This is a genomic window from Saccharothrix sp. AJ9571, from assembly GCF_021725495.1.
In the GTDB taxonomy this organism is placed as follows: Bacteria; Actinomycetota; Actinomycetes; order Mycobacteriales; family Pseudonocardiaceae; genus Amycolatopsis; species Amycolatopsis magusensis.
Map to the genome: position 1 here is coordinate 22,545 of NZ_CP091382.1, position 18,904 is coordinate 41,448.

Below are 18,904 nucleotides of genomic sequence, written 5' to 3' on the forward strand. Positions count from 1 at the left end.
AAATGCCGTGTTAGCCATCATTGCCGCGGTCATTTTCGGCTTGGCGCTGATCCTCGACCTCACCGACGCTTCGATCGGCACCGTCATCAACGGCGGCACGCTGCTCACCGCCGGCCTGCTGTGCATGGCCCTGCACCTGGCCGGGGTCGGCACCAGCGTCCGGGCCGGCAGCTGGCGCCGCAGCCGTCGCTGACCCACGCGCGACACGAATGTGGCTTTGGGGGCGGATTCCGCCCCCAAAGCCACATTCGGGGCATCACGGCACCAGGCGGCGCACCACACCGTCGGCCAGCAGGCGGCCCTTGTCCGTCAGCACGGCTCGTCCGCGACCGTCCAGTTCGGACTCCACCAGCAAGCCTTCCCGTGCAGCCGCCCGCGCTTCGGAAGCGCCTTCGGCGTCCAGCGCCTCCAACGGCAACCCTTCTGCGAGACGCAGCTCCAGCATCACCCGCTCGACGTGCCGCTCGTCCTCGGTGAGCACCTCCTGCCCACCGGCGGGCACGTGTCCCGCGGCCAGCAGGTCCGCGTACTTCGCCGGGTGTTTCACGTTCCACCAGCGCACCCCGCCGACGTGGCTGTGCGCCCCCGGCCCGGCACCCCACCAGTCCCCGCCGCGCCAGTAGCCCAGGTTGTGGCGGCACCGCGCCGCGTCCGAGGACGCCCAGTTCGACACCTCGTACCAGCGCAACCCGGCAGTACCGAGCACCTCGTCGATCAGTTCGTAGTACGCCGCGAGCACGTCGTCGTCCGGCATCGGCAGCTCACCCCGCCGCACCCGCCTGGCCAGCGCCGTGCCCTCCTCGACGATCAGCGCGTACGCCGACACGTGGTCCACCTCGGCGGTCAGCACCGCGTCCAGCGAAGCCCGCAGGTCCTCCACGCGCTCCCCCGGCGTGCCGTAGATCACGTCCAGGTTGACGTGCTCGAACCCGGCCGAGCGCGCCTCGATCGCGGCGAGGATGGGCCGCCCTGGCGTGTGCACCCGGTCGAGCACCTTCAGCACGTGCCGCGCCGCCGACTGCATGCCCAGCGAGATCCGGTTGTAGCCCGCGTCACGGATCCCGGCGAAGAACTCCGGCGAGGTCGATTCGGGGTTGGACTCGGTGGTCACCTCGGCGTCCTTGGCCAGCCCGAACGACGACCGGACGGCGTCCAGCACGGCGGCAAGGCCATCCGCTCCGAGCAGCGAGGGCGTGCCCCCGCCGACGAACACCGTGTCCGCCGCGGGCGCCCGGCCCAGCATCGACGCCGCCAGGTCCAGTTCGCGGCGCAGGCCGTCCAGCCAGCTGCTGGGAGAGGAGGACGTACCCAGCTCACCGGCGGTATAAGTGTTGAAGTCGCAGTAGCCGCAGCGCGTGGCGCAGAACGGCACGTGCACGTAGACCCCGAACGGCCGCGTGCCGAGGCCCGCCAGCGCGGAGGCGGGGAGGGTCAGGTCGGCCGGGGGCGTGGGATCGGTCAGCAGTTGCACGCCTCCACTATCCCAAATCCGCCGCTGTGACCAGGGCCGGTGACCTCGCTCCCACCATCCGGGCAAGCCTCGACCACATTGTGGACGCGTGGCACCCTGGGACCGTGACCTACGCCGGTGTCCTGCTCGTGGCCCGCCGCCACGTCGACCTCCGACGTGTCGCCAGCGCCCTCTGCCGTGCGTAATCCCGCTCCGCCCGCCTGACCCAGCCACGTCGGCGCCGAGCCAAGCCGCGATCGCTCCCACCACGGCCAGACCAGGGCGTTCACGGTGCGCAGGCGCCAGAAGATCCCCCGGAGGACCGATGGCCTCGCCTGCTCGCCCGAGCACGTCCCGCCCCGCACGCGCCAAGCAGCGGCGTGGGGAGGGTCAGTGGGCTCTCGGCTACCGTGAGCCGCTCAACCCGAACGAGCGCTCCAAGAAGGACGACAACCCGCTCAACGTGCGGGCCCGGATCGAGAACATCTACGCGCACGGCGGCTTCGACTCGATCGACCCCGCCGACCTGCGCGGCCGGTTCCGCTGGTTCGGCCTCTACACCCAGCGCAAGCCGGGCATCGACGGCGGCCGCACCGCCACGCTCGAGCCCGAAGAGCTGGACGACCGCTACTTCATGCTGCGGGTCCGCCTCGACGGCGGCGCGCTGACCCTCGACCAGCTGCGCGTGCTCGGTGAGATTTCGCAGCGTTACGCACGCGACACCGCCGACATCACCGACCGGCAGAACATCCAGTACCACTGGATCCAGGTCGAGGACATGCCCGCGATCTGGAAGCTGCTCGAGGACGCGGGCATGACCACGATGGAGGCCTGCGGCGACAGCCCGCGCGTCATCCTCGGCTCCCCGGTGGCCGGCATCTCGGCCGACGAGGTCATCGACGGCACGCCCGCGATCGACGAGATCAAGCGCCGCTACATCGGGGACCCCCGGTACTCGAACCTGCCGCGCAAGTTCAAGACGGCCATCTCCGGCCAGGCCGACGTGGCGCACGAGATCCACGACGTCGCCTTCGTCGGCGTCGAGCACCCGGAGCACGGGCCCGGCTTCGACCTGTGGGTCGGCGGCGGGCTGTCCACCAATCCGATGATCGGCGTGCGCCTGGGCGCCTGGGTGCCGCTGGACGAGGTGCCCGACGTCTGGGAAGGCGTGATCAGCGTCTTCCGCGACTACGGCTACCGCCGCCTGCGCTCCCGCGCGCGGATCAAGTTCCTGGTCAAGGACTGGGGCGCGGAGAAGTTCCGCCAGGTGCTGCAGGACGAGTACCTCAAGCGCGAGATGATCGACGGCCCGGCGCCGAAGGTGCCCGAGACGCAGATCGACCACGTCGGCGTGCACAAGCAGGTCGACGGCAAGCGCTACGTCGGCTTCGCGCCGATCGCCGGCCGGGTGTCCGGCACCACGCTGCTCGCCGTGGCCGACGCCGTGGAGCGGGCGGGTTCGGGCCGCGTCCGGCTCACCCCGCAGCAGAAGCTCGTGGTGCTCGACGTGCCCGAGGAGAAGGTCGCCGAACTGCAGGTGGAGGTCTCGAAGCTGGGGCTGGACAGCGAGCCGTCGCCGTGGCGGCGGGGCGTGATGGCCTGCACCGGGCTGGAGTTCTGCAAGCTGGCCATCGTCGAGACCAAGGCCCGCGCGCACGACCTGGTCGGCGACCTGGAGAAGCGGCTGTCCGACATCGGCCTCGACGAGCCGCTGACCGTGCACCTCAACGGCTGCCCGAACTCGTGCGCCCGCATCCAGACCGCCGACATCGGGCTCAAGGGCCAGATCGTCACCGACAACGACGGCAGCCAGGTCGAAGGCTTCCAGGTGCACCTGGGCGGCGGGCTCGGACTGGACGCCGGCTTCGGCCGGAAACTGCGCGGGCACAAGGTGACCAGTACGGAACTGACCGATTACGTGGAGCGTGTGGTCCGCAATTTCGCCGACCAGCGTGAAGCGGGCGAACGGTTCCCGCAATGGGTGGCGCGCGCCGAGGAAAGCGATCTCCAGTGACCGAGCGCGCCACGCCGTTCCACTGCCCCTACTGCGGTGACGAGGATCTCCGTCCGGAAGAGAACGGGGCGTGGCTCTGTTCGAGTTGCCGACGGGTCTTCTCGGTGAAATTCCTCGGATTGTCCTTCCCGGAGGTGGCGAAGAAATGACCGCGACAGCCGACTACCGCACCCTCGCCGAACGTGCTTCGGCCGAACTCGCCGACGCCACCGCGGCCGAGGCGCTGGACTGGACCGTGCGCACCTTCGGCGACGACTTCATCGTCGCGTCGAACATGCAGGACGCCGTGCTGATCGAACTGGCGACGCAGGCCAAGTCCGATGTGGACATCCTGTTCCTGCAGACCGGGTACCACTTCGCCGAGACCATCGGCACCAGGGACGCGGTCGGGGCGGTGTACCCGCACGTGCGGATCGTCAACGCCGAAGCCGAGCAGAGCGTGGCCGAGCAGGACGCCCAGTACGGCCCGCGGCTGCACGAACGCGATCCCGGGCAGTGCTGCCACCTGCGCAAGGTGGTTCCGCTGCGCAACACGCTGGCGAAGTACTCGGCGTGGGTCACCGGCGTGCGCCGGGTGGACGCGCCCACCAGGGCGAACACCCCGATCGTCGGCTGGGACGAGCGCAACGGCCTGGTCAAGGTCAACCCGCTGGCCGCGTGGACCGACGAGGAGTTCAACACCTACCTCCACGAGCACGGGATCCTGCAGAACCCGTTGGTGGAAGCGGGTTATCCGTCGATCGGCTGCGCGCCCTGCACGGCGAAGCCGGCGCCGGGCTCCGACCCCCGCAGCGGCCGCTGGGCGGGCCAGGCCAAGACCGAGTGCGGCTTGCACGGCTGAAAGGGAACGACGTGACGACGCTCGAGCCAGCGACCGACGCGGCCCAGGACAACCTGGCCGCGCTCGAATCCGAAGCCATCCACATCTTCCGGGAGGTGGCCGGGGAGTTCGACCGCCCGGTGATCCTGTTCTCCGGCGGCAAGGACTCCACCCTGCTGCTGCACCTGGCGATCAAGGCGTTCTGGCCGGCCCCGGTGCCGTTCCCGCTGCTGCACGTGGACACCGGGCACAACTTCGACGAGGTCATCGCCTTCCGCGACGAGGTGGTGCGCCGGCACGGGCTGCGCCTCGTGGTGGCGAACGTGCAGGACTGGATCGACGACGGCAGGCTGGTCGAACGCCCCGACGGCACCCGGAACCCGCTGCAGACCCAGCCGCTGCTGGACACCATCTCCGAGCACAAGTTCGACGCGGTCTTCGGCGGCGGCAGGCGCGACGAAGAACGCGCCCGCGCCAAGGAGCGGATCTTCAGCCTGCGCAACTCCTTCGGTCAGTGGGAGCCGCGGCGGCAGCGGCCCGAGCTGTGGAACCTCTACAACGGCAAGCACCGCCCCGGCGAACAGGTGCGCGTGTTCCCGCTGTCCAACTGGACCGAGGCGGACGTTTGGCACTACATCGCCAGGGAAGGCATCGAACTGCCGCCGATCTACTACGCGCACCAGCGCAAGGTCTACGAGCGCGACGGCATGCTGCTCACCGAAGGCCCGTGGGGCGGCCCGCGTGCCGGTGAGGACGTGCGCGAGCTGACCGTGCGCTACCGCACCGTCGGCGACGGCTCGTGCACCGGCGCCGTCGAGTCCACGGCGTCCACTGTGGACGAGGTGATCGCCGAGGTGCTGGCCAGCAGGCTCACCGAGCGCGGCGCCACCAGGGCCGACGACCGGTTGTCCGAGGCGGCCATGGAAGACCGCAAGCGAGAGGGTTACTTCTGATGTCGAGTCTGCTGAGACTGGCCACCGCGGGCAGTGTCGACGACGGCAAGTCCACCCTGGTGGGCCGCCTGCTCTACGACACCAAGTCCGTGCTCGCCGACCAGCTCGACGCGGTGACCAGGGCCAGCGTCGACCGCGGACTGTCCACCCCGGACCTGTCGCTGCTGGTGGACGGGCTGCGCTCGGAACGCGAGCAGGGCATCACCATCGACGTGGCCTACCGCTACTTCGCCACCCCGCGGCGCAGCTTCGTGCTCGCCGACACCCCGGGGCACGTGCAGTACACCCGCAACACGGTCACCGGCGCGTCCACCGCGCAGCTGGCCGTGCTGCTGGTCGACGCGCGCAACGGCGTGGTCGAGCAGACCCGCCGCCACGCCGCGGTGCTCGCCCTGCTGGGCGTGCCCCGGCTGGTGCTCGCGGTGAACAAGATCGACCTGGTGGACTACGACGAAGCCACCTTCGCGGTGATCGCCAACGAGTTCGCCACGCACGCCACCTCGCTCGGGTACGCCGAGGGCGAGGTGCTCTCGATCCCGGTTTCCGCGTTGCAGGGCGACAACGTGGCGGTGAAGTCCGAGCGCACCCCGTGGTACGCCGGGCCGACGCTGCTGGAGCACCTGGAAGAGGTGCCGGTGGCACCGGACCCGCACGACGCGGCGTTCCGCTTCCCGGTGCAGTACGTGATCCGGCCGCGCACGCCCGAGTACCCCGACTACCGGGGCTACGCCGGGCAGATCGCGTCGGGCAGCGTGCGCCCCGGTGACGAGGTCGTGGTGCTGCCGCACGGGTCGCGCAGCCGGGTCGCGGCCATCGACACCGCGGACGGGCGGCTGGCGGAGGCGGGTTCCGGCACCTCGGTGACCCTGTTGCTGGAGGACGATCTGGACATCTCGCGGGGTGACCTGATCGCGATCGCCGACCGGCCGCCGCGGGTGACCGACGAGCTGACCGCGGTGCTGTGCTGGCTGTCCGGCAAGCCGCTCACGCCCGGCGCCAGGGTGCTGGTCAAGCACGGCACGCGGACCGTGCAGGCGCTGGTCGACGAGATCGGCTCGCGCTTCGACGAGCAGACGCTGGCCACTGTGGACAGTCCGGGCACGCTGGCGCTCAACGACATCGGCACGGTGTCGCTGCGCCTGGCGGAGGAACTGCCGGTGGACGACTACGGCGACAGCCCGCGCACCGGCGCGTTCCTGGTGATCGACCCGAAGGACGGCGACACGCTCGCCGCCGGGCTGATCGGCGAGCGGTTCGTATGAGGCCGCTGGTCGTCGTCGCGCACGGGAGCCGCGACCCGCGGTCCGCGGCCACCGTGCGCGGCTTGGTCGACCGCGTGCGCTCGCTCGCTCCGGGGCTGGACGTGCGGGTCGCGTTCCTGGACCTGTCCGATCCGCCGGTGCCCGAAGTCCTCCTGCGACTGCACCACGAGGGGCACCGCGAGGTCGTGGTGGCGCCGCTGTTGCTGGGCAGCGCCTACCACGCGCGGGTCGATCTGCCCGCCCTCGTCCGCGAGGTGACCAGCCGGCTGGACGTGCGGATCGCCGAGGTGCTCGGCGTCGCGCCCGCGCTCGAAGCGGTCGCGCTGGATCGCCTGCGCGAGACCGGCGCCGACCTCGCCGACCCGGAACTGGGCATCGTGCTGGCCGCCGTCGGTTCCTCGAACGCGGCCGCGAACGCCGCCGTCACCGGGCTCGCCGAGCGCTGGCGCCAGCGGCACGGTCTGCTCGTCGCCCCCGCCTTCGCCAGCGCGACCCAGCCCGATGTGCCCGCCGCGATGGCCAAGCTGCGCGCACGCGGGGCTCGCCAGCTCGCCGTCGCGTCGTGGTTCCTGGCGCCGGGGCTGCTGCCGGACCGGATCGCCGGGCTCGCCGGGCCGGGAGTGCCGATGGCCGCCCCGCTCGGCACCGATCGCCGCGTCGCCGAGCTGGTGCTGACGCGGTACGCCGAGATGCGATCTTCGCAGGTCATCCCGGCCTGATCGGCGCAGCCGCTGCTCTTTTCGGCTGGCTTCGTTCCCAGTCGCGGTCACCACCCGCTTATGGGAACGGTGGCTTCTTGACGCGCTATTTAACTGGCCGGTAACTATCTAAACGCCGGCCGGCACTTCCCCGATCACCAGCAGCCCCGAAGGTGGAGACGATGAAGTCTGCCCTGCGCAAAACCCTGGCCACCGCCGCCATCGCCGTCGTGCCGCTGTGCGCGATGGCCACCCCGGCCTCGGCGGCCGCCCACGACGTGGTCCTCGACTGCCAGGCGAACGCACCGATCGTCGGCCCGCAGCAGGCCACGCTGAACCAGACCGCGGACGTGACCGCGCCGGAGACCGTGGCCCCCGGCGGCGCGCTCACCGTGGTCGTCGATCCGGCGCCGAACACCGTGCCCGCCGACGTCGCCGGGTACAAGATCAAGCACATCAAGAACTTCGCACTCAAGATCCCGATCCCGGCCAACTCGACCTTCGTCGACGCGTCCCTGTCCGGTGGCTCCGGGCTGGGCTCCACGCCGCCGAAGCTCACCGTGGCCAACGGTGTCGCCACGCTCAGCTTCCCCGGCCCGCTCGCCGGTGGCGCGGCGTTCGAACTGCCCACGGTGACGGCGAACCTGACCGCGGGCGCGTCGGGCACGATCGAGACCAGGCTCGGCGGCACCAGCTACGCCGACCCGGGCCTGACCTTCGACACGGTGGTCACGCAGATCTTCGACATCACCGCGCCGACGGCCTGCTTCCCCAACCCCAGCCCGGTGTTCACCACCACCACGATCGGCTAGCCGGTCGCGCCTGCCGGGAGCGGTCTCGCTCCCGGCAGGCGTGTGCGAAGGTGGGGCCATGGCTGAAGAACTGGTGCACTACGCGGTGGCGGGCGGGACCGCCACGATCACCCTGGACTCACCGCACAACCGCAACGCGCTGTCCGCGCAGCTGCGCGCCGAGCTGAGCGCGGGCCTGACCCGCGCCCGCGACGACGACGCGGTGCGGGTGATCGTGCTCGACCACACCGGGCCGGTGTTCTGCGCGGGCATGGACCTCAAGGAAGCCAGGGGCGCCGGGGCGGGCGACCAGGGCGTGAACGAGTTCCCGCGGATCCTCGAGCAACTGTGGACCAGCCCGAAGCCGGTGGTCGCGAAACTGGCGGGCCCGGCCAGGGCGGGCGGCATCGGCATGGTGGCCGCGGCGGACATCGCCGTGGCGGTGAAGGACGCGACGTTCGCCTTCAGCGAGGTGCGCATCGGCGTGGTGCCCGCGGTGATCTCCCTCACCGTCCTCCCGCGACTGAACGCCCGCGCCGCCCACGAACTCTTCCTGACCGGCGACAAGTTCGACGCCTCACGGGCGGTTTCGATCGGACTGCTGAACGCCGCCGTGGACCCGTCCGACCTGGACTCCACCGTGGACGGCTACGTCCGGGCCCTCGCCCTGGGCGGCCCCCGCGCACTGGCGGCCACCAAGGAACTGCTCAGCCGCCCCCGCCCCGCCACCCCAGCCGACGGCTTCGCCGAGATGACCTCGCTGTCCACGAGCTTCTTCGCCAGCGAAGAGGGCCAAGAAGGCATCACCGCCTTCGCCCAAAAACGCCCCCCCTCCTGGGTCCCCACCCCGTAGCCCCAACCCGGACACGAATGTGGCTTTCGGGGCGAATTCGGCCCCCAAAGCCAGGTGGTCTCAATCGATGGTTGCAACTTAGGTTGGTTGGGATAGTAGTTCACGTAGGCATCGGGCTGGTGTGTGCCAGCCCAGTGTCTGGCGTGGGCGGTTGTTGAGTTCGGCGGCGACGTGGGCGAGGTCGTCGGCGGTGTGGGTCGTCAGGTTGGTGTGTTTGGGGAAGTACTGGCGCAGCAGGCCGTTGGTGTTCTCGTTGGAGCCGCGTTGCCAGGGGCTGGAGGGGTCGGCGAAGTAGATGGGCATCCGGGTGGCCAGGGTGATGTCGGGGTGGCGGGCCATTTCGTTGCCGCGGTCCCAGGTCAGCGAGCGGCGTAGATGCTGGGGCAGGGCGGTGATGGCGGGGATCATCGCGTCACGGACCTGTTCGGCGCTGTGACCATCCGGTAGGTGCAGCAGGATGACGAAACGGGTGGAGCGCTCGACCAGGGTCCCGATCGCTGAGGCGTTGTTTGTGCCGAGGATGAGGTCGCCTTCCCAGTGTCCGGGTACTGCGCGGTCAGCGGCTTCGGCGGGGCGCTGGGAGATCGGGATCGGGTGGCCCAGTTTCGAGGTTTGCGCGCGGGCGCGGGCCCGGTTACGCGGGACCCGCAGTGCCCGCCCGGTGCGCAAACAGGCGGCCAGTTCCCGCCGCAGCGCACCCCGGGCCTGGACGAACAGTGATTGGTAGATCGCTTCCGGGCTGATGCGCATGCCGGGGTCGTCGGGGAACTGCTCGGGCAGGGTGGCGCTGATCTGCGCGGGGGACCATTTCTGGTTCAGCCCGGCCTGGACCTGCTCACGCAGTTGCCGGTGCACGGCCAGTTTCGCCGGTTTCGGCCGTTTGCCGCGTTCGCGGGCCAGTTCGTGCGCGACCGAGGCCCGGTAGTGTTCTCGCACATCGGTGCCGGCGTGTTCGGTGCCCAGCACCCGGCCCACGGTGCGGTCGATCTCCCGGCCGATGGTGGACTTGTCCCGCCCCAGCCGGGCGGCGATCTGCGTGTTGGACTCACCCCGGGCGATCCCCACCGCGATCTCCTCCCGCTCGGCCAGGCTCAAAAACCGGCCCGACCCCGGCCGGGGAATCCTCGCGTTCGCGCTCACCCCACCAGCCTGAGCGAACCACCGCCGCCCTGTCTCGTGCGACACGCCCACCACCCGCGACGCCGCCCGCACCGACAACCCCGCACGCACCCCCTCCCAAAACCCCGCCACCACACCCACCGGCAACAACCGACGACCCATCACAACCCCTCCTCACTCAGGAGTTGCAACCACCGCTAGACACCGCGTGGCTTTCACGGCACATTCCGCCGTGAAAGCCACATTCACGGCACCCAAGCCCACCACCACCACAACCGCCACCCGAGCACCTCACGGGAGCAGCCACCCAGACCCCACCTCACCCCGGTCCACAGCCAAAAACACGGCGGAGGCCTCGATGTCAAGGCATCTTTCCCGCCTTGACATCGAGGCCTTCGCCGTAGTCACACTAAAAAACCGGGGTGGCGCGCTCCGCCAAACCCTAAGCCTCAGGCAACTGAACCGTCAGACTCCGCGAATCCCGCCTAGCCCCATTCGGCGTCAAAGCCCGCTGAGCATCCGAAAGCACGCCCCGAATCGCCAGATACGCCTTGGGGTCCGCTGTTTTGAACGCCTCCGACCCCGCCCAGATCAGGACGTGCTCCCCCGCGGGCAACCACGACAGATCCGTCAGGCAGTCGTACAAAGCGTCCAGATTCCGGCCGAACCAGTCCGGGAAGTCCAGCGCCGCCGCGATGGCGTCCATCGCCGCGGCCTTGGTCACCGGCGCGGGGCCGGGTAGTACATGGGCGTAGGCACCGCGAGCGCGGGCGCGCTCCGCCAGTGCTCGCGCATCCGGTTGTTCCACGGCGCTCACCTGCTCGGGTCCACGATGACGAACGAAGCGTAATGGTCCCCGGTGTAGTACAGCTCGCGCGCCGCGCCGGTGATCAGTCGCCTCGCCCCGCGATCTTCGCTGCCCGGCGTCTTCACCGTGTACTCGCGGTAGTACCCGGGGTCACGCGCGGGCAGCAGCCGTTCGCGGTTCTGGAATTCGGCCCCGTCGTTGCGGGGGTACGGGAACGGGCCGTTCGAGCCGATCAGCTTCCAGGTCTCCGATGCCTCCGGCGGCAGCGACGACAACGACGACACCGGCAGCCCGGACTCACCACCCGGGTCATCCGCGACGAAGTCCTTCACCAGCCAGCCGCCGACCACGAGCACGATCAGGCCGATCAACGCGGCGGTGATCCGCCTCCGGTTGAACATGACCCGAAGACTACGACCGGCCTGAAGACAGCCAGCGCGAGACCCGGTCGACCAGCCGGTCGATCAGCCACGCCAGCCCGGCGCACAACGGCAGCAACACGGCCATGACCAGGATGAACTGCACCGGGAACCAGAGCTGCGCGAGCCACAGCTCCACCGAGTCCCACCAGTCCGACAGTCCCTCCAGCACGTGTCGAAGACTACTCTGCGATGGCTCCGCCACGCCCGCGCCGGTAGGTTCCGGGGCATGTTCGCCGTATACGCGCAGGCCCCGAACCCGGAAAACCCGCTGGACTCGCTGGTTGTCGGCGAGCGCCCCGAACCCGAGGTCCCCGACGGCTGGGTCCGGGTCGCGGTCAAGGCCGCGAGCCTGAACATGCACGACCTCTGGACCCTGCGCGGGGTCGGCATCAAACCGGAGCAGTTCCCGATGATCCTCGGCTGCGACGGCGCCGGCGTGCTCGACGACGGCACCGAGGTGGTGCTGCATTCGGTCATCAACGCCCCCGGCTGGCAGGGCGACGACACCCTCGACCCCAAGCGCACCCTGCTCACCGAGAAGCACCAGGGCACCTTCGCCGACTACGTGATCGTGCCCGCGCGCAACGCCGTGCCCAAGCCCCAAGCACTGTCCTTCACCGAGGCCGCCACCATGGGCACCGCCTGGCTGACCGCGTACCGCATGCTCTTCGTCAAGTCCGGGCTGCGCCCCGGGCAGACGATGCTGGTGCAGGGCGCGTCCGGCGGCGTGTCCACCGCGCTCATCCAGCTCGGCCGCGCGGCCGGGTTCCGCGTCTGGGTCACCGGCCGCAGCGAGGAGAAGCGCGCGCTGGCCGAGCAGCTCGGCGCGCACCAGACCTTCGAATCCGGCGCCCGGCTGCCGGAACGTGTGGACGCGGTGTTCGAGACCGTCGGCAAGGCCACCTGGTCACACTCGGTGAAGTCGCTGAAGCCGGGCGGCATCATCGTGGTCTCCGGTTCGACCAGTGGCCCGGACGCGAACGCGGAACTGCAGCGGGTGTTCTTCCTGCAGCTGCGGATCGCCGGCTCCACCATGGGCACCCGCGACGAGCTGACCGATCTCCTCGACTACGTGCAGCTTTCCGGGATCCGCCCGCAGGTCGGCTCGGAGCTGCCGTTCGCCGAGGCGGCCACCGGCTTCCGGCAGATGCTCGACGGCGAGACGGCGGGCAAAACGGTCTTCACCGCCTGATCAGCCAGTGGTCAAGACCACCCGTCCAGCGGTAGGGGAACCCCTGACATCGGTTTGTGATCGCACGAAAGCGAGCGGAAACCGCTGAACAGTGCTTACCCTGGAGTACATGACCGCACAGCAGCGGGAGGCACCACCGGCGACGGTGCAGGACGACTCGGTGATCCGGGTCGCCCATCGCCGCTTCGCGGGTGCCCGGACCCGGGTGCTGGAAGTCGGTCCGCAGCCCGACGCCGAGACGCCGCGACGACGGTCCGCGAGGCGCTCCGCGCGTCCCGTGGCGCCGAGACTGGTGCTGCTGCACGGCTACTGCGACAGCGCCGACACCTGGCGACCAGTACTGGAAGAACTTGCGACCGCGGGCCACTTCGCGGTCGCGGTGGATCTACCGGGTTTCGGTGAGGCCGACGCGCTCCGCCCCGGGCCGATGCTGCCGCAACTGGACACCTTCCTCACCGCGCTGATCAAGGAGCAGTCCGTGCTCGGCCCGGTGGTGCTGGCCGGGAACTCGCTCGGCGGCACGATCAGCCTGCGGGCCGCGCAAAGCACGCGCCTGCCGGTGGCCGGGGTGGTGTCGATCGCCGCGCCCGGCTTCGTCGACTCCTGGCTCATCCGCACGGTGGCGCGGTTCCCGGTGCCGCTGCGGCTGTACTCCTCGCTCCCGCTGCCGGTGCCCAGCTTCGTCGTCAAGGCGATCGCCGAGCAGCTCGTGCCGCGGCTGCTCTACGCCGACGCCGCGCTCGCCGACGTCACGCAGGTCCGCCGCTTCACCGACCTGTTCCCCGACTACCGCTCCACCACCGGCCGCCTCGAGCAGGCCAGGCAGCTGGTCGAGGAACTGGCCACCGCCTACCAGCTCGACAACGTGCGCACCCCGTTGCTGGTCGTCGCCTGCGGCAAGGACAAGCTGGTCAGCGCGGCCTCCGGCAAGCAGTTGCACAGCCTGGTGCCCCACAGCAGGCTCCTGGTGCGCGAAGACTGGGGTCACTGCCCGCAGCTCGACGATCCGGCCGCCATCGCGGAGCTGATCACCTACTTCGCCGCGAGCGCCGCCCACGCGAAGCGCGGGCGGGCCGCCGCGGGAGCCGGCCGTCCGGTCGGTACCGAAACCGCCGCCGGCTGAATCGAGTCCCCTCACCAGACTCGCCGATCGGTACTGCGCAGCGCTCCCACCACCGGGTACGGTGCCGCTTGGCCCGCGATCCGGGCCATCGCGACGAGCACGAACACGGGAGCGAACCATGACCGTCGGCCACAGTGGTTCCGGCAACGGAATCTTCCGGCGCAAACCCATCGACCAGATCGAACCGGCGGCCGAGAGCGAGGGGCTGCAGCGCACCCTCGGCCTGCGGCAGCTGACCGCGATCGGGGTCGGCGGCATCATCGGCGCGGGGATCTTCTCCCTGGCAGGCGCGGTGGCGAACAAGACGGCGGGCCCCGCCGTGCTGATCTCGTTCCTGATCGCCGGCATCGCCAGCGCGGCGGCCGCGTTCTCCTACGCCGAGTTCGCCGGGCTCATCCCGCGCGCCGGGTCGGCCTACACCTACGGCTACGCGGTGCTCGGTGAGCTCACCGGCTGGTTCATCGGCTGGGACCTGCTGCTGGAGTACACCGCGATCGTGGCGGTGGTCGCCATCGGCATCAGCGGCTACTTCAACGACCTGCTCGGTTTCCTGAACGTCTCGCTGCCGGAGTGGATGCTCGGCGCGCCGGGCACCGAATCGGACGGCGTGGCCGCGGGCACCTACAAGGTGAACCTGTTCGCCGTGCTGCTGTGCCTGCTCATCGCGTTCATCCTGAACCAGGGCATGAAGAACGCGGCCCGGTTCGAGACGCTGCTGGTCTACCTCAAGGTCGGCGTCGTGCTGCTGGTGATCGTGGTCGGCGCCTTCCACATCAACACCGACAACTACAACCCGTTCGCCCCGTTCGGCTGGGCGGGTGCCTTCACCGGTGCGGCGACGGTGTTCTTCGCGGTGTTCGGCTACGACGCGATGTCCACCGCGGCCGAGGAGTCGAAGGACTCACAGAAGCACATGCCCAAGGCGATCATGTACTCGCTGGCCATCTCGATGGTGCTCTACGTGCTGGCCTGCCTGGTGCTGACCGGCATGGTGAACTTCAAGGACATCGACAGCGAGGCGGCCTTCTCCAGCGCGTTCGCCGGGATCGGGATGAAGTGGCTGGGCGCGATCATCGCCGCCGGTGCCATCCTCGGCATCCTGACCGTGTTGTTCACCTTCATGATGGGCGCGGCGCGGGTCGGCTTCTCGATGAGCCGCGACGGCCTGCTGCCGAAGTGGTTCGCCAAGACGCACCCGGTGAAGCGGGTGCCGAGCCGGATCACCTGGGTGCTGGGCGTGGCGTCGGCGCTGATCGCCGGTTTCCTGCCGATCGCCGAGGCGGCCGAGCTGACCAACATCGGCATCCTGCTGGCGTTCGTGGTGGTCTGCATCGCGGTGATCGTGCTGCGGTACAAGCGCCCGGAGCTGCCGCGTAGCTTCAAGACCCCGGGCATGCCGGTGGTGCCGATCATCGGCGTGGTCTTCTCGATCTGGCTGATCACCTTCCTGCAGCCGGAAACCTGGCTGCGCTTCGCCATCTGGTTCGGCATCGGCCTGGTGGTCTACTTCGCCTACAGCCGCCGCAACTCGGTGCTGGGCAAGGAGAACGCGAGCCGCGAGTAGGTCACTCCCGGCCGAAGAGCCAGCTCTGCGTCCGGTGGACCGCGGCGCGGAGTTCGGTGTGCAGGGTGCCGATGATTTCGGCGGCCGGGGCAGACCTGCTCAGTGAGTAGGTCTGCCCCGCCCACAACGACAGCGCCTCCGGGTCGCCTGCCTTGGCCGCGGCCGCGCGGATCGGCTTGCTCAGGCTGTTGACCTGCGGGTACGCGGCCGGGGCCAGGCCGGAGTGTTCCAGCAGGAAGCGGTTGACCAGGCCGCGCGCGGGCCGTCCGCTGAAGGCGCGGGTGAACGCGGTCCGGCGGCCGCCTTCGGCCAGTGCCCGGCGGTAGGTCTCGTTGGTGCCCGCCTCGTCGGCCCGCAGGAAAGCCGTGCCCAGCTGGGCGGCGACCGCGCCCGCGGCGAGCACGGCGGCGATGTCGGCACCGTGCACCAGGCCGCCGGTGGCGATCAGCGGCAGGTCCACTTCGGCCGCGACCAGCCGCAGCGCGGCGAGCAGGCCGTAGGTCTCCCCGCCCGCGGCCTCGGTTTCCTCGTCGGTGAACAACCCGCGGTGCGCGCCCGCCTCGAAACCCTGGACGCACAACGCATCCGCGCCGACCTCGGCGGCGAGCCGGGCCTCGGCCGGGCCCGTCACCGTGACCACCACCCGGCTGCCCGCCGCGTGCAGCCGCTCGACGTCGGCCGCCGACGGCCTGCCGAAGGTGAACGAAACCAGCGGGATCCGCTGCGCCACCACGAGGTCCAGCTTCGCCGCGTAGTGGTCGTCGTCCCAGTCCGGCACTCCGGGCTCCACGCCGTACCGCTGCGCCTCGGCGAGCAGCCGCAGCTGGTAGCTCGCGAGGTCGTGGCCGCTGCGCTCACCCGGCACGAACAGGTTGACGCCGAACGGGGCGTCGGTGAGCTCGCGGGTGCGGTCGATCTGCGCGGCCAGCGCCTCCGCGGTGAGGTAACCGGCCGCGAGGAACCCCGAGGTCCCGGCCCGGGTCGCGGCGGCGATCAGTTCCGGCGTCGACGGACCACCCGCCATCGGCGCGACCAGCACGGGCACTCGCAGTTCACCGATCATGCGGCCGAGCGTACTCAGCGAGCCGCGCCTGTTCTCCCGATTGTGCGGGGGTCCACGATGAACCCGTGGAACTCATCCCGATCGGCCGCTTCGCGCAGCGCTGCCGCCTCAGCGTCAAGCGCCTGCGCCACTACGGCGACCTCGGCCTGCTCACCCCGGCGAAGGTCGACGAGCACACCGGCCACCGCTACTACCGGCCGGACCAGGCCCGCGACGCGCTGGCCATCTCACTGCTGCGACGGCTGGACATGCCGCTGCCCGACATCGCGAAGGTGCTCTCCGGCGATCTGGCCGGGCCGCTGCACGCGCAGCGCGAACGGCTGGAGACCGAGATCCAGCACCGCCGGACCCTGTTGCGGTCGACGGAGAAGCTGCTCGCCCGCGGCCTGCGGGGTCCGGAGGTCACGCTGACCCCCGTGCCCGAGCGCCGGTTGCGGGTGGTCCGCGCGAGCGCCGATCCCGACGACTTCGGCGCCTCCTTCGCAGGTTGCGTCTCGCAACTCGCCGTCGCCTTCGAGCGCGGTGGAGTGCCGTGGCGACCGCCGCTGATGGGCCTGTACCCGCTCGATCTGGACGCCGCGCAGGTGCCGATGGCCGTGGGCATCGAAGTCGACGAAGAGACGTTCACCGCGGAACTGCCGCCGACCGAGCCGGAACTGCTGCCCGCGGGCACCGCGGCGACGGTCAAGCACATCGGGCCCTACGAGGACCTTTCCCTGTCCTACCACGCGTTGCTGAGCTGGATCTACGAGAACGGGCACGAGCCGTCGGGCCCGGCGGTGGAGACCTACTTGACCGATCCGGCCGGGACCGCGCCGGAGGAGCTGGTCACCCGCATCGGCATCCCGATCAGCGAGGAGCAGCGCTGAACGCGGCCTGATCAACAACCACGCCGCACCCGTTCGGCGGTAACACCGGCCCGTTTTACCCCGTATTGGTCTAGACCTCTATCCCGATCCGGTGGGAGAATCCGACTACAGGAGGCCCATGGTGAAAACCGGTGGAAGATCCCGCGTACGGCTGCGGCTGGCCCGCACCCTCGCCGCACTGACCATCGCCGGCGGCTCGTTCGCCGCACTGCAACCCGCCGCCGCGGTGGCGGCCGAACCACTGACCAGCCTGGTCCCGGTGCCGGTTTCGGTGCAGCCCGCCGCCGGGGTGACCCACACGCTGGCGGCGGACGCCAAGATCTACGCGGCCTCGGCCCAGGTCGGCGACTACCTCGCCGGGGTGCTGCGCAAGTCGACCGGCTACGCGCTGCCGGTGACGACCGCGCCGTCCACCCCGCCGGCCGACGGCATCTCGCTGCTGCTCTCCGGCGCGCCGAGCAGCGTCGGCGACCAGGGTTACCAGCTGACCGTGTCCGCGCAGAACGTCGTGCTGCGCGCGAACACCGCGGCCGGGTTGTTCAGCGGCGTGCAGACCCTGCGCCAGCTGTTCCCCGCGGCCATCGAAAGCCCGAGCGTGCAACCCGGGCCGTGGACGCTGCCCGGCGCGACCATCACCGACCACCCGCGCTTCGCCTACCGCAGCGCGATGCTGGACGTGGCCAGGCATTTCCACCCGGTCGACGCGGTGAAGAAGTACATCGACCAGCTGGCCCTGTACAAGATCAACTACTTCCACCTGCACCTGGCCGACGACCAGGGCTGGCGGATCGTGATCGACAGCTGGCCGAACCTGACCACCCACGGCGGCAGCACGCAGGTCGGCGGCGGTCCCGGCGGGTTCTACACGAAGGCGCAGTACAGCGAGATCGTGGCGTACGCGGCTTCGCGGCACATCACCGTGGTGCCCGAGATCGACATGCCGGGCCACACCAACGCGGCGCTGTCCTCCTACGCCGAGCTGAACTGCAACGGGGTCGCGCCGCCGCTGCGGACCGACATCGAGGTCGGCTACAGCTCGCTGTGCATCTCGAAGGACATCACCTACAAGTTCGTTTCCGACGTGATCCGCGAGGTCTCCGCGCTGACACCCGGCCCGTACTTCCACATCGGCGGGGACGAAGCGCACGCCACCTCGGACGCGGACTACCAGACGTTCATGTCGAAGGTGGTGCCGCTGGTGGCGCAGAACGGCAAGATCGTGCAGGGCTGGCACGACATCGCCAAGGTGGCGCTGCCCGGCACCGCGGTCCCGCAGTTCTGGGGCACCACCACCGCCGACCAGGGCGTGGTGAACGCGGTGGCGCGCGGCAGCAAGGTGCTGATGTCACCGGCGAACAAGGCGTACCTGGACATGAAGTACAACTCGTCCACGCCGATCGGGCTGAGCTGGGCCGGGCTCATCGAGGTGCAGACGGCCTACGAGTGGAACCCGGGCGCCTACCTCAACGGTGTGCCGGAGTCGGCGGTGCTCGGCGTGGAGTCTCCGATGTGGACGGAGACGATCGTGACCAGCGCGCACATCGAGTACATGGCGTTCCCGCGCCTGGCCGCGCACGCCGAACTCGGCTGGTCACCGTGGTCGACGCACAACTGGAACCAGTTCCGCACGCGGCTCGGCGCCCAGGGCCCGCGCTGGACGGCGATGGGCATCAACTTCTACAAGTCCTCGCAGATCCCGTGGGACACCGGCGGCAACCCGGGCGTGTGCGCGCAGCCCGCGTGGGCGGCCACGGCGGTCTACACCGGCGGGAGCGTGGTGTCGCACAACGGCGCCAAGTGGACCGCGAAGTGGTGGACGCAAGGTGAGGAGCCCGGCACCACCGGCGAATGGGGCGTCTGGCGCGACGACGGCCCCTGCTGATCCTCGCTCAGGTCATGAATG

At 70.2% G+C, this 18,904-nt stretch carries 21 protein-coding genes; 15 read left to right on the forward strand and 6 right to left on the reverse strand.

The features are described 5' to 3' along the window. Nucleotides 1-7 precede the first annotated feature (7 nt). The gene (locus tag L3Q67_RS00130) at nt 8-193 is read left to right on the forward strand and encodes a hypothetical protein (RefSeq protein ID WP_499187549.1); all 186 of its coding nucleotides are present in this window, start codon (nt 8-10) and stop codon (nt 191-193) included. A gap of 63 nt (nt 194-256) precedes the next feature. Here L3Q67_RS00130 and hemW read toward each other — a convergent pair whose 3' ends face one another. Next, nucleotides 257-1,471, reverse strand: a complete 1,215-nt coding sequence (gene hemW / locus L3Q67_RS00135) for a radical SAM family heme chaperone HemW (protein WP_499187550.1) — start codon at nt 1,469-1,471, stop codon at nt 257-259. 128 nt (nt 1,472-1,599) lie between these two features. Between hemW and L3Q67_RS00140 the strand changes: the two genes are divergently transcribed. The 9 genes from L3Q67_RS00140 (at nt 1,600) to L3Q67_RS00180 (ending at nt 8,841) form a co-directional block, all read left to right on the forward strand. After that, complete coding sequence (locus L3Q67_RS00140; RefSeq protein ID WP_499191796.1) at nt 1,600-1,656, forward strand: putative leader peptide; 57 nt, start codon at nt 1,600-1,602, stop codon at nt 1,654-1,656. 119 nt (nt 1,657-1,775) lie between these two features. Next, on the forward strand, nt 1,776-3,464 hold the full coding sequence (locus L3Q67_RS00145; protein ID WP_499187551.1) for a nitrite/sulfite reductase: 1,689 nt from the start codon (nt 1,776-1,778) through the stop codon (nt 3,462-3,464). Beyond that, the gene (locus L3Q67_RS00150) at nt 3,461-3,613 is read left to right on the forward strand and encodes an Insertion element protein (protein ID WP_282769370.1); all 153 of its coding nucleotides are present in this window, start codon (nt 3,461-3,463) and stop codon (nt 3,611-3,613) included. The genes L3Q67_RS00145 and L3Q67_RS00150 overlap by 4 nt, the downstream gene beginning before the upstream one ends. Then, a complete protein-coding gene (locus L3Q67_RS00155) occupies nt 3,610-4,305 on the forward strand; it encodes an adenylyl/phosphoadenylyl-sulfate reductase (RefSeq protein WP_499187552.1) in 696 nt (231 codons plus the stop codon). The genes L3Q67_RS00150 and L3Q67_RS00155 overlap by 4 nt, the downstream gene beginning before the upstream one ends. A gap of 11 nt (nt 4,306-4,316) precedes the next feature. After that, complete coding sequence (gene cysD, locus L3Q67_RS00160; protein WP_499187553.1) at nt 4,317-5,237, forward strand: sulfate adenylyltransferase subunit CysD; 921 nt, start codon at nt 4,317-4,319, stop codon at nt 5,235-5,237. Continuing rightward, nucleotides 5,237-6,499, forward strand: coding sequence for a sulfate adenylyltransferase subunit 1 (locus L3Q67_RS00165; protein ID WP_499187554.1), 1,263 nt, complete (start codon nt 5,237-5,239; stop codon nt 6,497-6,499). Before cysD ends, L3Q67_RS00165 begins: the two co-directional genes overlap by 1 nt. Next, complete coding sequence (locus L3Q67_RS00170; protein ID WP_499187555.1) at nt 6,496-7,218, forward strand: sirohydrochlorin chelatase; 723 nt, start codon at nt 6,496-6,498, stop codon at nt 7,216-7,218. Before L3Q67_RS00165 ends, L3Q67_RS00170 begins: the two co-directional genes overlap by 4 nt. 161 nt (nt 7,219-7,379) lie before the next feature. Beyond that, complete coding sequence (locus L3Q67_RS00175) at nt 7,380-8,009, forward strand: cyclase (protein WP_499187556.1); 630 nt, start codon at nt 7,380-7,382, stop codon at nt 8,007-8,009. A 58-nt stretch (nt 8,010-8,067) separates the two neighbouring features. Then, a complete protein-coding gene (locus tag L3Q67_RS00180; RefSeq protein WP_499187557.1) occupies nt 8,068-8,841 on the forward strand; it encodes a Clp protease/crotonase-like domain-containing protein in 774 nt (257 codons plus the stop codon). A gap of 78 nt (nt 8,842-8,919) precedes the next feature. Here L3Q67_RS00180 and L3Q67_RS00185 read toward each other — a convergent pair whose 3' ends face one another. The 4 genes from L3Q67_RS00185 to L3Q67_RS00200 all read right to left on the reverse strand — a co-directional run bounded on the left by L3Q67_RS00185 (nt 8,920) and on the right by L3Q67_RS00200 (nt 11,359). After that, a complete protein-coding gene (locus L3Q67_RS00185) occupies nt 8,920-10,122 on the reverse strand; it encodes an IS30 family transposase (RefSeq protein ID WP_499183822.1) in 1,203 nt (400 codons plus the stop codon). 280 nt (nt 10,123-10,402) lie between these two features. Then, nucleotides 10,403-10,777, reverse strand: coding sequence for a barstar family protein (locus tag L3Q67_RS00190; RefSeq protein ID WP_499187558.1), 375 nt, complete (start codon nt 10,775-10,777; stop codon nt 10,403-10,405). Continuing rightward, a complete protein-coding gene (locus tag L3Q67_RS00195) occupies nt 10,774-11,169 on the reverse strand; it encodes a guanyl-specific ribonuclease (protein WP_499187559.1) in 396 nt (131 codons plus the stop codon). The genes L3Q67_RS00190 and L3Q67_RS00195 overlap by 4 nt, the downstream gene beginning before the upstream one ends. 10 nt (nt 11,170-11,179) lie before the next feature. Then, nucleotides 11,180-11,359 (reverse strand): hypothetical protein, encoded by a 180-nt coding sequence (locus tag L3Q67_RS00200; protein WP_209664931.1) that lies wholly within the window; start codon nt 11,357-11,359, stop codon nt 11,180-11,182. 57 nt (nt 11,360-11,416) lie between these two features. Between L3Q67_RS00200 and L3Q67_RS00205 the strand changes: the two genes are divergently transcribed. The 3 genes from L3Q67_RS00205 to L3Q67_RS00215 all read left to right on the forward strand — a co-directional run bounded on the left by L3Q67_RS00205 (nt 11,417) and on the right by L3Q67_RS00215 (nt 15,069). Continuing rightward, nucleotides 11,417-12,382 carry an MDR/zinc-dependent alcohol dehydrogenase-like family protein gene (locus L3Q67_RS00205; RefSeq protein WP_499187560.1) on the forward strand — a complete coding sequence of 322 codons (966 nt, stop codon included), beginning with the start codon at nt 11,417-11,419 and terminating at the stop codon, nt 12,380-12,382. Between the two features lie 109 nt (nt 12,383-12,491). Continuing rightward, on the forward strand, nt 12,492-13,505 hold the full coding sequence (locus tag L3Q67_RS00210; RefSeq protein ID WP_499187561.1) for an alpha/beta fold hydrolase: 1,014 nt from the start codon (nt 12,492-12,494) through the stop codon (nt 13,503-13,505). Between the two features lie 118 nt (nt 13,506-13,623). Continuing rightward, nucleotides 13,624-15,069 carry an amino acid permease gene (locus L3Q67_RS00215; RefSeq protein ID WP_499187562.1) on the forward strand — a complete coding sequence of 482 codons (1,446 nt, stop codon included), beginning with the start codon at nt 13,624-13,626 and terminating at the stop codon, nt 15,067-15,069. 1 nt (nt 15,070) lies between these two features. On the opposite strand, the gene L3Q67_RS00220 is transcribed toward L3Q67_RS00215, so the two are convergent. After that, nucleotides 15,071-16,132, reverse strand: coding sequence for a nitronate monooxygenase family protein (locus tag L3Q67_RS00220; RefSeq protein ID WP_499187563.1), 1,062 nt, complete (start codon nt 16,130-16,132; stop codon nt 15,071-15,073). A 65-nt stretch (nt 16,133-16,197) separates the two neighbouring features. Here L3Q67_RS00220 and L3Q67_RS00225 point away from each other — a divergent pair, with 65 nt between their 5' ends. Together L3Q67_RS00225 and L3Q67_RS00230 are read left to right on the forward strand one after the other, a co-directional pair. Further along, nucleotides 16,198-17,001, forward strand: coding sequence for a MerR family transcriptional regulator (locus L3Q67_RS00225; RefSeq protein ID WP_499187564.1), 804 nt, complete (start codon nt 16,198-16,200; stop codon nt 16,999-17,001). A 118-nt stretch (nt 17,002-17,119) separates the two neighbouring features. After that, nucleotides 17,120-18,883 carry a beta-N-acetylhexosaminidase gene (locus tag L3Q67_RS00230; protein ID WP_499187565.1) on the forward strand — a complete coding sequence of 588 codons (1,764 nt, stop codon included), beginning with the start codon at nt 17,120-17,122 and terminating at the stop codon, nt 18,881-18,883. Nucleotides 18,884-18,904: the final 21 nt, after the last annotated feature.

What these genes read in the sequence shown, in the direction of transcription:
- L3Q67_RS00145 (WP_499187551.1), top strand. Translation starts at nt 1,776, where the DNA reads ATGGCCTCGCCTGCTCGCCCGAGCACGTCCCGCCCCGCACGCGCCAAG.
- L3Q67_RS00155 (WP_499187552.1), top strand. Translation starts at nt 3,610, where the DNA reads ATGACCGCGACAGCCGACTACCGCACCCTCGCCGAACGTGCTTCGGCC.
- L3Q67_RS00165 (WP_499187554.1), top strand. Translation starts at nt 5,237, where the DNA reads ATGTCGAGTCTGCTGAGACTGGCCACCGCGGGCAGTGTCGACGACGGC.
- L3Q67_RS00170 (WP_499187555.1), top strand. Translation starts at nt 6,496, where the DNA reads ATGAGGCCGCTGGTCGTCGTCGCGCACGGGAGCCGCGACCCGCGGTCC.
- L3Q67_RS00175 (WP_499187556.1), top strand. Translation starts at nt 7,380, where the DNA reads ATGAAGTCTGCCCTGCGCAAAACCCTGGCCACCGCCGCCATCGCCGTC.
- L3Q67_RS00180 (WP_499187557.1), top strand. Translation starts at nt 8,068, where the DNA reads ATGGCTGAAGAACTGGTGCACTACGCGGTGGCGGGCGGGACCGCCACG.
- L3Q67_RS00185 (WP_499183822.1), bottom strand. Translation starts at nt 10,122, where the DNA reads ATGGGTCGTCGGTTGTTGCCGGTGGGTGTGGTGGCGGGGTTTTGGGAG.
- L3Q67_RS00195 (WP_499187559.1), bottom strand. Translation starts at nt 11,169, where the DNA reads ATGTTCAACCGGAGGCGGATCACCGCCGCGTTGATCGGCCTGATCGTG.
- L3Q67_RS00205 (WP_499187560.1), top strand. Translation starts at nt 11,417, where the DNA reads ATGTTCGCCGTATACGCGCAGGCCCCGAACCCGGAAAACCCGCTGGAC.
- L3Q67_RS00210 (WP_499187561.1), top strand. Translation starts at nt 12,492, where the DNA reads ATGACCGCACAGCAGCGGGAGGCACCACCGGCGACGGTGCAGGACGAC.
- L3Q67_RS00215 (WP_499187562.1), top strand. Translation starts at nt 13,624, where the DNA reads ATGACCGTCGGCCACAGTGGTTCCGGCAACGGAATCTTCCGGCGCAAA.
- L3Q67_RS00220 (WP_499187563.1), bottom strand. Translation starts at nt 16,132, where the DNA reads ATGATCGGTGAACTGCGAGTGCCCGTGCTGGTCGCGCCGATGGCGGGT.
- L3Q67_RS00230 (WP_499187565.1), top strand. Translation starts at nt 17,120, where the DNA reads ATGGTGAAAACCGGTGGAAGATCCCGCGTACGGCTGCGGCTGGCCCGC.